The sequence below is a fragment of the Pseudomonas sp. KBN10P06128 genome, from assembly GCF_037574945.1.
GTDB lineage: Bacteria > Pseudomonadota > Gammaproteobacteria > Pseudomonadales > Pseudomonadaceae > Pseudomonas > Pseudomonas aeruginosa.
In genome coordinates this window covers 981,477-995,816 of record NZ_JBBELR010000001.1, presented here as the reverse complement: position 1 = coordinate 995,816, position 14,340 = coordinate 981,477, and the positions used below count along the sequence as shown (strand labels likewise).

Below are 14,340 nucleotides of genomic sequence, written 5' to 3'. Positions count from 1 at the left end.
CAGTGAAACCCCGCGACCTATTCGCAGGGCCGTGCTACGGCAGGAGCCCAACTCCCCGGGCCCTGCCGAACTCCTACGGGTATCTCTCTGCCGGCGCGTCGCCGCGCTCGATCTGGCCGTCATCCCCCACCGCATCGAAATGGACCCGCACCGCCTCGCCGGGCACGGCCGGCAGACTCAACGGGGTAACGGCGAAAGGCGGCAAGGTGACGCTGCCGAGGGACATGGCGAGGTCACCCTCGCCCAGCTCCAGGCGCACCAGGGAAACGTGATAGGGACTGCGGTTGTCCGCCTCCAGCAGCGCCCGCTGCCCCGGCCGTACCGCCGGACGCAGGCGCCAGACGACCTGGCGCGCGGCGGCTCGCGGATCGCCGGCCAGACCCTGCGGACGGAACAGGAGCTTCATCCGCAGGCGGTAGCTCACCAGCAGCAGGTTGCCGCTGCCGTCCTCCCGCCCCGGCACCTCCAGCAGGTTGACCCAGAACAGCGATTCCCGGTCGTCCGGCAGCGGCTCGCCGGTATGGCGAAGCTGGAGCGCCTGGGTCTCCTGCGGGTCCATACGCAACAGCGGCGGCGACAGGATGAACGGCACCGTGACAGCGCTCGGGTCCGCCGTCTCGTCGCCGCGATCGAGCCAGGCCTGGACCAGGGCCGGGCGCGTCCCGACGTTACCGACGCGAATCGTCAGCGCGGAAACGCCCGCCGGATAGATGAAACGGGTCCCGATCACGGACAGCGAGGCGGAGGCATCGGCCACCAGCGCCACCAGCAGGACCCAGGCCGTGCCGCATCGTCCCAGGCCGACGCCGGTCACAGCGTGCGCTCCCGGTCGGCGGCCGACGCCGGGCGACATGCCAGTTGCAGGACGGGAGGCGTCGTCTCGCGCGGGCCCAGCGCATAGTCGACCAGGCACTGCTGCTGCGGCTCGTTGCCCCAGCGCACCCGAACCGAGCCGCGATCCTGCTCGACCCGCAGCACCAGGCGGCTGCCCTGGCCGACGGCGCCCACCGGCTGCCCGCTGTGGGCATCGAGCACTTCCGCGGCGAACGGCAGGGGCTCGCCGCTGGGCATCCGGCTATCCACCAGCAAGGGCCTTGCCACCCGCGTCGGATAGTCGAGGCGCACCACCGCTCCGGCGGTGGGCGCCACGTTGCGCGAACTGGACCTCAGTTCGATCTCGTCGGCCATGCCGTTGGGGTCGAGGTCGACGCTGTTCAACTGGTAGGGCAGCAGGTTGGGAATCACCGCATAGCCGTGGCGGTCGATCCGGCTTCCCGAGTAGCCGGCAGCCGCGCCCCTGGCGTTTGGCGCGTGGACCAGGCCGATCGTCTCGCCCAGGGTTTGTGCCGCGGTGATCCCGCCGCTGTGCGCGACCAGGCCCCCCGCGGCCTTGACCGACAACTGCCGATAGCCCGGTCCCTGCGAGAGGCTGGAGCCGAGTTCGACCTGCGGCAGTCGATAGTCGAGGCTGGCGCTCTTCGAGGTCTGCCGGCTGTCGCGGTCATGGGAGGCCGACAGCGAGTAGGAGGCCTCGCCACGCTTGCCCAGCATGCCGGAAACCCCGCTGGTGAGCTGGGTTCCGCTGTTGCTGTCGCGGGTCAGGTAGCTGCTCAGGGTCGGCGACCCGCGTCCCGCGCCGCCCAGCGGAATGGACAGGTTCAGGCTGAACAGCGTGCTGGTCTCGCCGCGCCTGTCACCGCTGGAAAAGCCTTCGTAGTGGCTGCGCAGGCGTTGCGCGGAAATGGAGTAACTGACGTCGCGCCACTGGTTGCTGTAGCCGACCGAGAAGTTGACCGCCCGCCCGCCGCCGCTCCAGTAGCGCTGCGAGGAGCCGTTCAGGTACAGGTTGCCGCCGTTGCCCAGTTGCTGGCTGATGTTGGCGTCGAGACGGTTGCGCAAGCGCGAGAACGACTCCAGCGGCTCGCCTCGCTCTACCCGGTCCTGCATGAAGGCCGCGTCGCGCAGGCCGAGATAGCCACCGGTGGAGTAACGATAGGCGAGCAGCGAAAAGTTGGTGCCGGTGTTCGGCAGGTTCTTGCTGTAGGCGAGACGGTAGCTGGAGCCGCTAAGGCGGTCGTCGCCGGGAACCTCGGTACGCGCCAGCGTCACGTCACCGGAGAATCCGCCCACCGGCGTGTTCAGCGCCGCGCCCATCAATCCGGACATGTAGCTGCCGGTGAAGGCCCCGCCCGCGTATGCGGTGACGTCGTTGCCCAGGCCGCGCTGGTAGACGCCCTGCAGCATGTTCGGCCGACGCTCCAGGCTGGGATCGTTGAGCCGCCCGGCCGTCAGGCTGTAGCGCGTGGTCCCGGGGCGCAGCAGTTGCACGGTGGTGGCGAACGGCACGATGAAACTGCGGACTTCCCCGCTGGCTTCGGTCACCCGCACTTCCAGGTCCCCGCCATAGCTGGCGGTCTGCAGTTCGTCGAGAGCGAACGCCCCGGGTGCCACCGTGGTTTCGTAGATGAGGTAGCCGCGCTGGTAGACCGATACCCGCGCATTGGTACTGGCGGTCCCACGGACCACCGGAGCGTAGTAGCGCAGCGAATCCGGCAGCATCCGGTCATCGCTGGAAAGCTGCACGCCACGGAAGGACACCGCATCGAAGAACTCGCTGCTGGTGGAGTTTTCTCCCAGCAACAACTGCGCACGCCAGGCCGGCAGGTCGGTCTGCACATAGGTGGCGCTGCGCTGGTAGTGGCTGCCCATGCGGCGCGACCAGGTGGCCGTGCCGTTGTGGCGCAGGCGCGCCCGCCCGAAATTGAAGCCGGCGTTCATCCCGGCATAGCCGCTGGTGGCGCTCCTGCCGTGGTTTTCCCTGACGTGGAGATTGCTGTTGTAGTTGAGCAAGGCGGCGGAAATGCCGCTGTCCCAGCTCGCCGGATCGACATAGGTCTTCGACGAATCCAGGCTCAGGTAATAGCTGGGCACCGAGACATAGACCGACTGCTCGGCGATATCGAGCTTGACCCGGGCCCCCGGCACATAGCGCTCGAGCGGGTCGCAGTGCAAACCTTCGGGCAGAGGATCGCGAGCCGAGGAACGATCCTGGCCACGCGCGCTCTTCTCCAGGTCGATGCCCGCCCGCTCCAGCAGGCCCCGGTCGTAGCAGAAGACCGCGCTTTCCCGCCCCGGCTGGCGGCGCAGCTCGACTTCCTCGACACCGCGCCATCGGCTGTTGAGCAGCAGGTCGAGGCGATAGCGGCCTGGCTCGATGACGTCGCCGCGCTCGAAACGCGACGTATCGATCGAGCGTCCGCCCGGCCCCAGGGCCAGCATCTGCGCGTCGAAGACGATCCGCCGCGACGGTGCGTCCAACCCGCCGGCCGGTGACGCAACGGCCACCGCGGGCGCCTGCGGCTGTTTCGCCGGTGCTCCCGCCCTGGCCTCCTTCGCTTTCGCCCCGGCTACGCCGGCGGCGCCGACGGAGGACCAGGACTGGCAGGAGGACAGCGAAGGAAACAGTGCCAGCAGACAGGCGAATCGCAGGGAACGAACGGCGATCCCTCCCTGTATCGCCATTCGCAACAGGGCGACCTGCCCACCGTAAGCGGGAGCGGACAAGCACCTATGAAGAGAAACTTTGGGCATATGTAATCCCTGCAGCGATTTTAAAATCGCCACTCATATGTCGGGCCGTAAGTAAAAAGCGGGGAAACGGAGGGGTTATTTGCCGAGTGCCCTATCGAGGGTATTGCGGCCACCGTAATCGTTGATGACTTCGTATCTGACGGAAGCGGCTTCCATGTTCTTCGGATTTCCCTGCCAGTCGAACTCCTTCGTCGAGAATGGCGCGACCATTCCCTTTCCCACGGACATGACACGGCCATCGACAATCAATTCGACGCTGGCGAACGAAACGTAGTAAGGCGTCGGATTATTTACCTGTACTACGGTCTTTTTTCCTGCTCCCCCTGACTCCAGAAACTTCCATTGAAGTTTCCCGGCAGCCGAATCGACACTCTTCAACTGGCTGGGTCGAAAGAAGAGCTTGAAGCGCGAACGAAAGGAAAACTGCAATGCATTGTTTTCGTCTTCGTCCCTGGGCGGAACTTCCAGGATATTCAGCCAGAACAGCGATTCGCGATCCGTCGGCAACGGGGCCTTCAGGTAGGCGATGCGCAATACGGCGCCGCCATTGGGGTCCACTCGCGTCACGGCCGGCGTGACGCTGAAGGGGACCTGCAGTTCCTCGGGGGGAACGTCCTGCCGGCCATCGTCGATCCAGGCTTGCGCCAGCACGGGAGTGCCGGACGTATTGCTGACCCGCAAGGTGACCTCGCGCTCGCTGGCCGGAAAGACGACGCGAGTGCCCTGTGCGATCAGCCCGGCATGAGCCGTTCCGGCGCACAGGGCGATGGCCACGGCGCTTGCCGCCACGAAAGAATGAAAACGATGCATTAGCGGCGCCATGGCCTCACCTCTTCGTCCGTCGACCGCCGCTTACTCGTACGCCAGGAGGTAGCGGATATGGGACAGGCCGGTACCCGCGATCACGGTCTTCTCGGTGGACACATAGGAGGCCTTGTACTTCAGGGTCGCCGTGTTCTTGTCGATGGTTGCCTTCTGCGGGGCGGCCTCGACCAAGCCCAGCGGGATCTTCGTGGTGTTGGCCGCCGAATTGTTGAAGATCTGGATCTGCACGCCCTTGGCTTTCGACGGCCCCATCAGCATCAGGTTGCCGCTGATACGGTCGACGTTGGTGACCGTATCGAAGGCGATGGAAACCTTCTTGTCATTGGTGCAGCCGGCACCGGAGAGGACCAGATCGAACTCCTGGAAAGTGGAGTTGGTTCCGACGGCGGTGAAATGGGTCGGCGCCACGATACCCAGGTCGACGTTGGTGACGTTGCCCGCACCCGGCGCCTGGCCGTTGATATCGCACGCGACGTCGGTGATGTTGCCCGAGAAGTTGACGATCCCATCGACCGCATGGGCCACGGGGGACATCAGCGCGAGAAGGGTGCCCGACGCAACGAGGGGCGCAAGAATTGCACGTTTGAACTTGTTCATCTGATTTCCTTTGGAGTTGTGGAACATCCTGGCTGCTCCCTGGAGAGCCGATGCAGTACGAACCGGCCAAGGTAGCCAAGCCTTTGCGCGCAACCGGGACGGCCGCCTAGAGCGCCTCCGACCATTACGCGACAGCCGAAGATTGCGCCCTGATAAACGCAGACCCAAATACTAGAAAGAAAGACAGGATTTAAAAATAATAATCATACGAAAACATATGTAGTCCATTTCCGATAACAGCCAATAGGTACATAAGAATACATTCAGAAAATACTTATAGAAGAACAGGAACCCATTAACTAAAAAACCAAAAAAGAAGAAACGAAAACCCATCTAATACTTCATCTTCGATAACTTTCCCTTCGCCGCTCCGTGCTATTTCCGTGGCATATCGACCTATCAACCATCCGGTCGATATCGGGATACTCGAAGACAGGCCAGCATGGGTTTCCCACGACGAGGAGAACCCTATGTCCGCCCACTCGCATTCCGGATGGATCACCGTCGGCGCCCTGGCCGACGGCTTCGCTCCGGACAACCACGTCCTTCCCGCCTGCGGCGATCTCGCCGGGCTCGAACGGGTCCTGCACTTCGCCAACGGCTGGGTCATCGAACATGCCTTCGACTCGCAGCGCCTGCGCTGGCGCCTGGCCGACGGCAGTGCCAGCGGCGAGTCGGACTACCGCGCCAGTTCACTGCGGGAGAACCTTTACCTGGTGGATTTCCTCAAGCAGGAAAACGGCCGGCCGGTCTCGGTCAGCCTGGTGCTGGACTTCGACAACCAGGCGTTCACCGCGGTGCTCGGCCATCTGCCCGACCGCACGGCCTGCGAACAGGGTTTGTTCTCCCGGGTCCTGGCCGGCCGGGAACTGACCGGCGTCGAGGCCGAGTTCCTGCATGGCAGCCTCGACCGCCCGTGGCAGCCCGGCGCCTGCCCGCACGTCCCCAGCGACGAGTTGGTCGGCCTGCGCAACCGCTACGTCTACAGCGCCAGCGAGGCCTACGAACACGTCTACCTCAATCCCGACTTCTACACCTGGCATTGCCTGCGCGGCGCCGAGCGAGGGCTGGCCGATACCGACCGCTGCCACTGCTACCGACTGGCCGAACGCCTGTACCTGTTCGTCTGGCGCGAGAAGATCGTGCCGACCCTCGGCGTGCTGCTGATCGACCTGGAAGCCGGGCGCACCGACGGCAAGATCTTCGGCTACCAGGACGACGACTTCGCCACCCCGGTTAACTTCCCGGTCGGCGCCCTGGCCCAGGTGCTCAACCAGACCCGCCACGACCTGTGAGGACGCCCATGGACACCACCTTCGGCCTCGACCTGGCCCGCGTCGAAGCGCTGTTCAAGCGCGAGCTGCGACGCTTCGACGAACTGCATCCGCGCTCCGCCCAGGCCTACCGGGAAAACCGCCGCCACTGGCTGTACGGCGCACCGTTGCACTGGATGCAACAGTGGCCGGGCAACTGCCCGCTGCTGGTGAAAGAGGCCCAGGGCGCGCGCGTCACCGACATCGACGGCCAGCAGTACGTCGACTTCGCCCTCGGCGATAGCGGCGCCATGTTCGGCCACGCCCAACCGGCGGTGGCCGACGCCATCGCCCGCCAGGCGCGGCGCGGCTCGACCCTGATGCTGCCGACCGAGGACAGCCTGTGGGTCGGCGCCGAACTGGCGCGGCGCTTCGGCCTGCCCTATTGGCAGGTGACCACCTCGGCCACCGACGCCAACCGTTTCGTCCTGCGCCTGTGCCGGATGCTCAGCGGACGTGACAAGGTGGTGGTATTCAACTGCAACTACCACGGCAGCGTCGACGAATCGCAGGTGGAATTCGACGCCGCCGGGCGCATGGTTCCGCGCGCGGGCGTTCACCCCAATGGCGTACGCCACGACGCCACCACCCGCCTGGTGGAGTTCAACGACCTCGACGCGCTGGAGGCCGCCCTCGCCCATGGCGACGTCGCCGCGGTGCTCACCGAACCCTTCATGACCAACGTCGGCATGGTCCCGCCGGCCGAAGGCTTCCACGCCGGCCTGCGCGAACTGACCCGCCGCCACGACGTGGCGCTGATCATCGACGAGACCCACACCATCTCCTGCGGTCCCGCCGGCTATAGCGGCGCGCATGGCCTCGAGCCGGACTTCTTCGTCCTCGGCAAATGCATCGCCGGCGGCATTCCCAGCGCCGTCTGGGGATGCAGCCAGGCGCAGGCGGAGCGGATCTGGGCGGTACTGCCGCACTTCCGACCGGGGCAGGCGATCAACCATTTCGGCTTTGGCGGCACCCTGGCCGGCAACGCGCTGCAACTGGCGGCGATGCGCGCGACCTTCGCCGAAGTGATGACGGAGGACGCCTATCGGCACATGTTCCAGCTCGCCGCGCAGCTCGAGGCGGGCGTCCGCGCGACGCTCGAGGAACTGCGCCTGCCCTGGCACGTGACGCGCATCGGCGCGCGCGTCGAGTACCTGTTCATGACCCACGCCCCGCGCAACGGCGGCGAGGCCCACCACGCACGCAACGGCCTGGTCGAGGCCTGCCTGCACCTCTACCTGCTCAACCGCGGCGTGCTCTTGACGCCATTCCACAACATGGCGCTGACCTGCCCGGCGACCCGCGCGGAGGACGTCGAACTGCACGACCGCCTGCTCCGCGATTGCCTGGGCGAACTGCTGGAGCGCCCATCGTGAGGCGCTTGGAGAACCGCGTCGCGCTGGTCACCGGCGCCGGCCAGGGCATCGGCCGGGCCATCGCCGAATGCTTCGCCGCCGAAGGCGCCAGGGTTCTGCTGGCGACGCGTACCGCCAGCCGCGGCCAGGCCGTCCTGGAGGCGATCCGCCTGGGCGGAGGCACGGCCGAAGACCTGAGCGAGCACGACGCCGCGAGACGAGCGGTGAGCGCGACCCTGGAGCGCTTCGGCCAGTTGGACATCCTCCTGCACAACGCCGCTGCCTTTCCCCAGTGCGCCCTCGCGGAACTGGACGAAGGCACCCTGGAACGGACCCTGGCGGTGAACCTGAAAAGCTGCTTCAGGCTGACCCAGGCCGCCCTTCCCGCCCTGCGCCGCAGCGTGGCCGGGCGCGTCCTGGTGACCTCCTCGGTGACCGGCCCGCGCACGGCGATCCCTGGACTCTCGCACTATGCGGCGAGCAAGGCCGGGGTCAACGGTTTCATCCGCGCCGCCGCGCTGGAGCTGGCCGGCGACGGCATCACCGTCAACGGCGTCGAGCCCGGCCTGGTCGCGACTCCGGCGCTGGGCAGCCTCGGCGACGCCGCCGCGCTGGCCGCGCACATCCCCCTCGGGCGTGTCGGCCAGCCGCTGGACATCGCCCAAGCCATGCTCTTCCTCGCATCCGACGAGGCGAGCTACATCACCGGGCAGACCCTGGTTGTGGATGGCGGCGCGTTGCTGCCGGAGAACGGCGGGCTGGCCTGAAGCCGCTGGCGTTCGCCCTCTCCCTCCAGAGAGAGCGCCTTCCGACGTATCCGGCAAACACTTCCGCCGGCTCCGGTAGGGCGCTCGCCCTGTCCCACGGACAAGGGCCGACCATTTGCCGGGCGATTATCGAAAGCCCCTGCAAAATGGATGAATAAGAATGACTCTCAGCAGGTTAGTATCGGAAATCCCCAACCGAGAGGATTCGCTTCATGTTCCGCTCCACCTCCCATGTCCGTACCGAATCGGCCGCACGCTACGTCAATCGCCTGTGCAAGCACTGGGGCCACAAGTTCGAAGTCGAACTCACTCCCGAGCGCGGCTTCATCGACTTCGGCGACTCCAACTGCGAGCTGCTCGCCCACCCCGACCATGTCCTGATGATTCTCAACAGCCCCGACGAGGACAGCCTCGCCCATATGCAGAACGTGGTCGCCGATCACCTGCAACGCATGGCCAACAGCGAAAGCCTGGAGATTGCCTGGCAGCCCGCCGAAAGCTGAACGCGCCGCCACCCGGCCGCCCTTCGCGGCCGGGCGCCGGGCGTCACGCGGGGCCATGGAAAGTGCAATTCATTCCCCGGAAAAGCCATTCAGCTCGCTCCGCCCCCGTCCCATCATCCCCTCCAGGCGCTCTCGCGCAGATAACAACAATGACTGGAGACGATGATGAAACCCGAAGATTTCCGTGCCTCTGCCACCCGTCCGTTCACCGGCGAGGAGTACCTCGCCAGCCTGCGCGACGACCGTGAGATCTACATCTACGGCGACCGCGTCAAGGACGTCACCAGCCACCCCGCCTTCCGCAACGCGGCCGCCTCCATGGCCCGGCTCTACGACGCCCTGCACGATCCGCAGAGCAAGGAAAAGCTCTGCTGGGAGACCGATACCGGCAACGGCGGCTATACCCACAAGTTCTTCCGCTACGCGCGCAGCGCCGACGAACTGCGCCAGCAGCGCGACGCCATCGCCGAGTGGTCGCGGCTGACCTACGGCTGGATGGGCCGCACCCCGGACTACAAGGCCGCCTTCGGCAGCGCCCTCGGCGCCAACCCGGGCTTCTACGGGCGTTTCGAGGACAACGCGAAAACCTGGTACAAGCGCATCCAGGAAGCCTGCCTGTACCTCAACCATGCCATCGTCAACCCGCCGATCGACCGCGACAAGCCGGTGGACCAGGTCAAGGACGTGTTCATCTCGGTGGACGAGGAAGTCGACGGCGGCATCGTCGTCAGCGGCGCCAAGGTGGTCGCCACGAATTCCGCGCTGACCCACTACAACTTCGTCGGCCAGGGTTCGGCGCAACTGCTCGGCGACAACACCGACTTCGCCCTGATGTTCATCGCGCCGATGAACACCCCCGGCATGAAGCTGATCTGCCGCCCCTCCTACGAACTGGTGGCGGGTATCGCCGGATCGCCGTTCGACTACCCGCTGTCCAGCCGTTTCGACGAGAACGACGCGATCCTGGTGATGGACAAGGTGTTCATCCCCTGGGAGAACGTACTGATCTACCGCGACTTCGAGCGCTGCAAGCAGTGGTTCCCCCAGGGCGGCTTCGGCCGGCTGTTCCCGATGCAGGGCTGCACCCGCCTGGCGGTCAAGCTCGACTTCATCACCGGCGCCCTCTACAAGGCCCTGCAATGCACCGGCTCCCTGGAGTTCCGCGGCGTGCAGGCGCAGGTCGGCGAAGTGGTGGCCTGGCGCAACCTGTTCTGGTCGCTGACCGACGCCATGTACGGCAACGCCAGCGAATGGCACGGCGGCGCCTTCCTGCCCAGCGCCGAGGCCCTGCAGGCCTACCGCGTGCTGGCGCCGCAGGCCTACCCGGAGATCAAGAAGACCATCGAGCAGGTGGTCGCCAGCGGCCTGATCTACCTGCCCTCCGGCGTTCGCGACCTGCACAATCCGCAACTCGACAAGTACCTCTCCACCTATTGCCGCGGCTCCGGCGGCATGGGCCACCGGGAGCGGATCAAGATCCTCAAGCTGCTCTGGGACGCCATCGGCAGCGAGTTCGGCGGCCGCCACGAGCTGTACGAGATCAACTACGCCGGCAGCCAGGACGAGATCCGCATGCAGGCCCTGCGCCAGGCGATCGGCAGCGGGGCGATGAAGGGCATGCTCGGCATGGTCGAGCAGTGCATGGGCGACTACGACGAGAACGGCTGGACCGTGCCGCACCTGCACAACCCGGACGACATCAACGTACTCGATCGCATCCGCCAATGACGCCCGCGTCGCCTCCGGAGGTTATTCCCATGTCCCAGCTCGAACCCAGGCAGCAAGCCTTCCGCAACGCCATGGCGCATCTTTCGGCGGCGGTCAACGTGATCACCAGCAACGGCCCGGCCGGACGCTGCGGGATCACCGCCACCGCGGTCTGCTCGGTCACCGACAGCCCGCCGACGCTGATGCTCTGCATCAACCGCAACAGCGAGATGAACACGGTGTTCAAGGCCAACGGCCGGCTCTGCGTGAACGTCCTCAGCGGCGAACACGAAGAGGTGGCCCGCCACTTCGCCGGCATGACCGAGGTCCCGATGGAACGCCGCTTCGCCCTCCACGACTGGCGCGAGGGCCTCGCCGGGTTGCCGGTGCTGCACGGCGCCCTGGCCAACCTGCAGGGACGCATCGCCGAGGTCCAGGAGATCGGCACCCATTCGGTGCTGTTGCTGGAGCTGGAGGACATCCAGGTCCTCGAACAGGGCGACGGCCTGGTCTACTTCAGCCGCAGCTTCCATCGCCTGCAGCGAGCCTGCCGAGCCGCCTGACCCCTCTCTCCGGAGCCGCCCCACAGGCGGCGTCCGGCCCTCCTCAGCCCTGCACTAGGGCGAAAAGCTGGCTGCGAAAATGGATGTCCAGGCGGGCAAAGGCGCGGTTGCGGTAGGTTTTCACCGTGCTTTCCTTGAGCCCCAGCTCGGCGGCGATACCGGCATGGCTCAACCCGCGCAGCAGGTGCAGGCAGACCGCCAGCTCCTGGGGTGTCAGGTCCGTCGCCCGGTGCAACAGCGCCAGCCGCCACTCGTCGGTCGCGCTGCGTCCCCGGCGCAAGGCCAGGTGCCCCCTCAGCAGTTGCAGCAGGGCCGGCACCCACTGCTCGAAGGCGGCGATCTCGCGCTCGCTGAAATAGCCGTCCTCGCGGTGCCGGTAGAGATTGAACAGCAGCGGCCGGCCTTCCTCGTCCCAATGCAGGCTCGACAGCCGCTCGCTCAGGCCATTGTCCCGATAGATCGCCTCGCGGTAAGCATCGAACTCGATGTCCTCGGCCAGCAGGTGGCCCAGCAGCGGCACCGGGCCGCGGCGCTGGCGCTGCATGCGCAGGAACAGCGGGTCATGGCTGTGGTAGTACCGCGAATAGGCCTGCCAGCAGCGCCACACTAGTTGCGCGTCGCGATGGCGAGTGCCGGCCAGGAGCAGTTCGGGGCGCGGTGCACCGATGCGCAGCACGTTGAAATGACGGGCGGCAACCCAATGGCCAAGGGTTTCCAGCAGAGCGGCGGGGAAGCCTTCGCCACCCAAGGCGCAGGCCAGCTCGACGAAGGGGCGCAGGTCCGCCGACGGCGACCCCGGCGGGGCATTCCAGAAGCTGATCATGGTGGCGGGCACGCATCGTTGTTCTTGTTGTAATGGGTGAGGAAGGGCAGGTCCTGTCCAGGCCTCGACCGACACGTTAGCAACCGCGACGGACGCCGGTAAACCCGCTGTCCACCTCTGGGGGGACAGGCCGGCACTGGAGGAGCGCTAGCCTCGCTGCATGTCTGCCGAAGGAACCCCCGACAATGAGCGCATCGCCTTCCTCCCGCCTGCACCTGCAGGTCACCGATTTCCGCGCTGTTGCGCGCGACGTGGTGCTGGTCGAGCTGGCCGCCGTGGACGGCACCGAACTGCCGGCCTTCACCCCCGGCGCGCATCTGGAGCTTCACCTGGGCAACGGCCTGATCCGCCACTACTCCCTGCTCAACGACTGCCGCGAACGCCAGCGCTACCAACTGGCGATAGGCCTTGGCGACGACAGCCGTGGCGGCGCCCGCTTCATCCACCGCCAACTGCGCACGGGCGACCGCCTGCACGCGGCGGCACCGCGCAACCACTTCATGCTGCGCGAAGACGCCGCGCGCTACTGTTTCGTCGCTGGCGGCATCGGCATCACCCCGATTCTCTCGATGGTTCGCTGGTGCCAGGCGCAGGGCAAGGACTGGCGCCTACTGTATGCGGTCCGCGAACGCCAGCGCGCAGCCTTCCTCGCCGAACTGATGACGCTCGGTGGCGAACGGACGCGGCTGCATTGCAGCGACGAAGGCGACCCACTCGACAGTACCGCGCTGATCGCCGGCCTAGGTGCCGACGAAGAACTCTATTGCTGCGGACCCGACGGGTTGATGCAGGCCATCCGCGACGCCGGGAGCGGCTGCGCGGAACGCCTGCACTTCGAACGCTTCGACGCTCCAGTAGCGCCGGCGTCCTCGTCCGGCGGCACCGACGCCTTCCGCCTGGAGTTGCGCCGCAGCGCCCTGAGCCTGCGCGTCGAAAGCCACCAGAGCATCCTCGAAGTCCTCGAGGAACAGGGCCTGGAGCCTCCCTACGCCTGCCGCGCCGGGATATGCAGGACCTGCGAGACACGCGTCTGCGCCGGCGAGCCGGAGCACTTCGACCATGTGCTTTCCGACACCGAGCGGGCCAGCGGGGAAACCTTGCTGATCTGCGTATCACGCTGCCGCGGCAACTACCTGGAACTCGATCTCTGACCCCGAAGAACAACCACGGAGACGCCTCATGAGCCTGCCCAACGCCAATCTCATCGCCAGTTCACGCAAGGCCGCCGCGCAGATGGCCACGCGCGACACGTCGTTCATCTTCAACGAGTGGTACGTCGCCGCCTTCGCCGAGGATGTCGGCCGCGAACTGCTCGCGCGCACTCTGCTCGGCAAGCGCGTGGTGCTCTATCGCACCCTCGCCGGCCAGGCGGTAGCCCTGGAAGACCGCTGCGCGCATCGCTCCTTCCCGCTATCGCGCAGTCGCCTGGAGGGGGACGGGATCGTCTGCGGCTATCACGGTTTCCGCTACGACAGCCAGGGCGAGTTGATCGAGACACCGTCGCAGAAAGCCTGTCCGCGCGGCGTCGGCATCCGTCACTACCCGCTTCTGGAGCGCGGCCCGCTGGTCTGGATTTGGCTCGGCGACCCGCGACTGGCCGACCCGAAGCGACTGCCGCAGCGGCCCTGGCTGGAGGATCCGGGCTGGGCCTGCTCCAAGGGCTACTTCCTACACCCGGGCAACTACGTGAGCATGCACGAGAACCTGATGGACCTGACCCATCTCACCTACCTCCACGCCAATACCATCGGCACCCCGGATTACGCCGGGGCGCCCTATGAGCTGGACCTGAAGGAAGGCCACTACCGGCTGGTACGGCACGTGCTGCCGACCACCCTGTCGCCGGTCTGGGGCCGCACCACCGGCCTCGACGGCTGTCCCACGGCGGCGCGCATCACCACCTCGGAGTTTCTCTCGCCAGGCCTGCACCAGGTCAGCGCGACCTTCTACGACACAGCCCTGCCCGCCGAGCGGCGACCGGAATTCCACATCCGCACGGCGCACATCCTCACCCCGGAGACCCACGGCAGCATGCACTACTTCATCGTCCACGGACGCGATTTCGCCCAGGACGACGAGACCGTCGGCGCTTTCATGCACGAGCAACTGTTCGCCGCCTTCGTCGAGGACGTGGAAGGCCTCGGCGCGCTGGAAAAGGTACTCGCGGAGGCCGATGAGGATAGCTACGAGATCTCCGTCGCCAGCGACGCGCCGGCGGTGGCCACCCGCACCTACCTCAAGCGCCGCGCCGATGAGGAAGCGCGCCAGCGCGCGGCGCACCGGGTGGCCTGAGCGC

Annotated in this window: 13 protein-coding genes; 8 read left to right on the top strand and 5 right to left on the bottom strand. The window is 66.5% G+C overall.

Annotated elements, in window-relative coordinates; genetic code table 11:
- Nucleotides 1-73: 73 nt before the first annotated feature.
- The 4 genes from VQ065_RS04610 to VQ065_RS04595 form a co-directional block, all read right to left on the bottom strand.
- A complete protein-coding gene (locus tag VQ065_RS04610; protein ID WP_003093371.1) occupies nucleotides 74-814 on the bottom strand; it encodes a fimbrial biogenesis chaperone in 741 nt (246 codons plus the stop codon).
- Nucleotides 811-3,345 (bottom strand): fimbrial biogenesis outer membrane usher protein CupB3, encoded by a 2,535-nt coding sequence (gene cupB3, locus VQ065_RS04605; RefSeq protein ID WP_003093373.1) that lies wholly within the window; start codon nucleotides 3,343-3,345, stop codon nucleotides 811-813. The genes VQ065_RS04610 and cupB3 overlap by 4 nt, the downstream gene beginning before the upstream one ends.
- A gap of 321 nt (nucleotides 3,346-3,666) precedes the next feature.
- Nucleotides 3,667-4,413, bottom strand: a complete 747-nt coding sequence (gene cupB2 / locus VQ065_RS04600; protein ID WP_003093375.1) for a molecular chaperone CupB2 — start codon at nucleotides 4,411-4,413, stop codon at nucleotides 3,667-3,669.
- A 30-nt stretch (nucleotides 4,414-4,443) separates the two neighbouring features.
- A complete protein-coding gene (locus VQ065_RS04595; protein ID WP_003111034.1) occupies nucleotides 4,444-5,013 on the bottom strand; it encodes a fimbrial protein in 570 nt (189 codons plus the stop codon).
- Nucleotides 5,014-5,483: 470 nt separating this feature from the next.
- Here VQ065_RS04595 and VQ065_RS04590 point away from each other — a divergent pair, with 470 nt between their 5' ends.
- The 6 genes from VQ065_RS04590 to hpaC all read left to right on the top strand — a co-directional run bounded on the left by VQ065_RS04590 (nucleotide 5,484) and on the right by hpaC (nucleotide 11,221).
- Complete coding sequence (locus tag VQ065_RS04590; protein WP_003093382.1) at nucleotides 5,484-6,308, top strand: molybdenum cofactor biosynthesis F family protein; 825 nt, start codon at nucleotides 5,484-5,486, stop codon at nucleotides 6,306-6,308.
- 8 nt (nucleotides 6,309-6,316) lie between these two features.
- Nucleotides 6,317-7,702 (top strand): aspartate aminotransferase family protein, encoded by a 1,386-nt coding sequence (locus tag VQ065_RS04585; protein ID WP_003093384.1) that lies wholly within the window; start codon nucleotides 6,317-6,319, stop codon nucleotides 7,700-7,702.
- Nucleotides 7,699-8,448, top strand: a complete 750-nt coding sequence (locus tag VQ065_RS04580) for an SDR family oxidoreductase (RefSeq protein ID WP_003093385.1) — start codon at nucleotides 7,699-7,701, stop codon at nucleotides 8,446-8,448. Before VQ065_RS04585 ends, VQ065_RS04580 begins: the two co-directional genes overlap by 4 nt.
- Nucleotides 8,449-8,660: 212 nt before the next feature.
- Entirely contained in the window at nucleotides 8,661-8,951 is a 291-nt protein-coding gene (locus VQ065_RS04575) for a DUF2218 domain-containing protein (RefSeq protein ID WP_003093387.1), read from the top strand.
- Nucleotides 8,952-9,116: 165 nt separating this feature from the next.
- Entirely contained in the window at nucleotides 9,117-10,679 is a 1,563-nt protein-coding gene (hpaB, locus tag VQ065_RS04570; RefSeq protein ID WP_003104533.1) for a 4-hydroxyphenylacetate 3-monooxygenase, oxygenase component, read from the top strand.
- Between the two features lie 29 nt (nucleotides 10,680-10,708).
- A complete protein-coding gene (gene hpaC / locus VQ065_RS04565; protein ID WP_003093392.1) occupies nucleotides 10,709-11,221 on the top strand; it encodes a 4-hydroxyphenylacetate 3-monooxygenase, reductase component in 513 nt (170 codons plus the stop codon).
- Between the two features lie 43 nt (nucleotides 11,222-11,264).
- Here the strand turns inward: hpaC and VQ065_RS04560 are convergent, their stop codons facing one another.
- The gene (locus VQ065_RS04560; RefSeq protein WP_223218622.1) at nucleotides 11,265-12,056 is read right to left on the bottom strand and encodes a helix-turn-helix transcriptional regulator; all 792 of its coding nucleotides are present in this window, start codon (nucleotides 12,054-12,056) and stop codon (nucleotides 11,265-11,267) included.
- Nucleotides 12,057-12,229: 173 nt separating this feature from the next.
- On the opposite strand from VQ065_RS04560, the gene VQ065_RS04555 reads away from it, so the two are divergent.
- Both VQ065_RS04555 and VQ065_RS04550 read left to right on the top strand, forming a co-directional pair.
- On the top strand, nucleotides 12,230-13,195 hold the full coding sequence (locus VQ065_RS04555; protein WP_003093396.1) for a PDR/VanB family oxidoreductase: 966 nt from the start codon (nucleotides 12,230-12,232) through the stop codon (nucleotides 13,193-13,195).
- A gap of 28 nt (nucleotides 13,196-13,223) precedes the next feature.
- Nucleotides 13,224-14,336 (top strand): Rieske 2Fe-2S domain-containing protein, encoded by a 1,113-nt coding sequence (locus VQ065_RS04550; protein WP_003111028.1) that lies wholly within the window; start codon nucleotides 13,224-13,226, stop codon nucleotides 14,334-14,336.
- The last annotated feature ends 4 nt before the right edge of the window (nucleotides 14,337-14,340 follow it).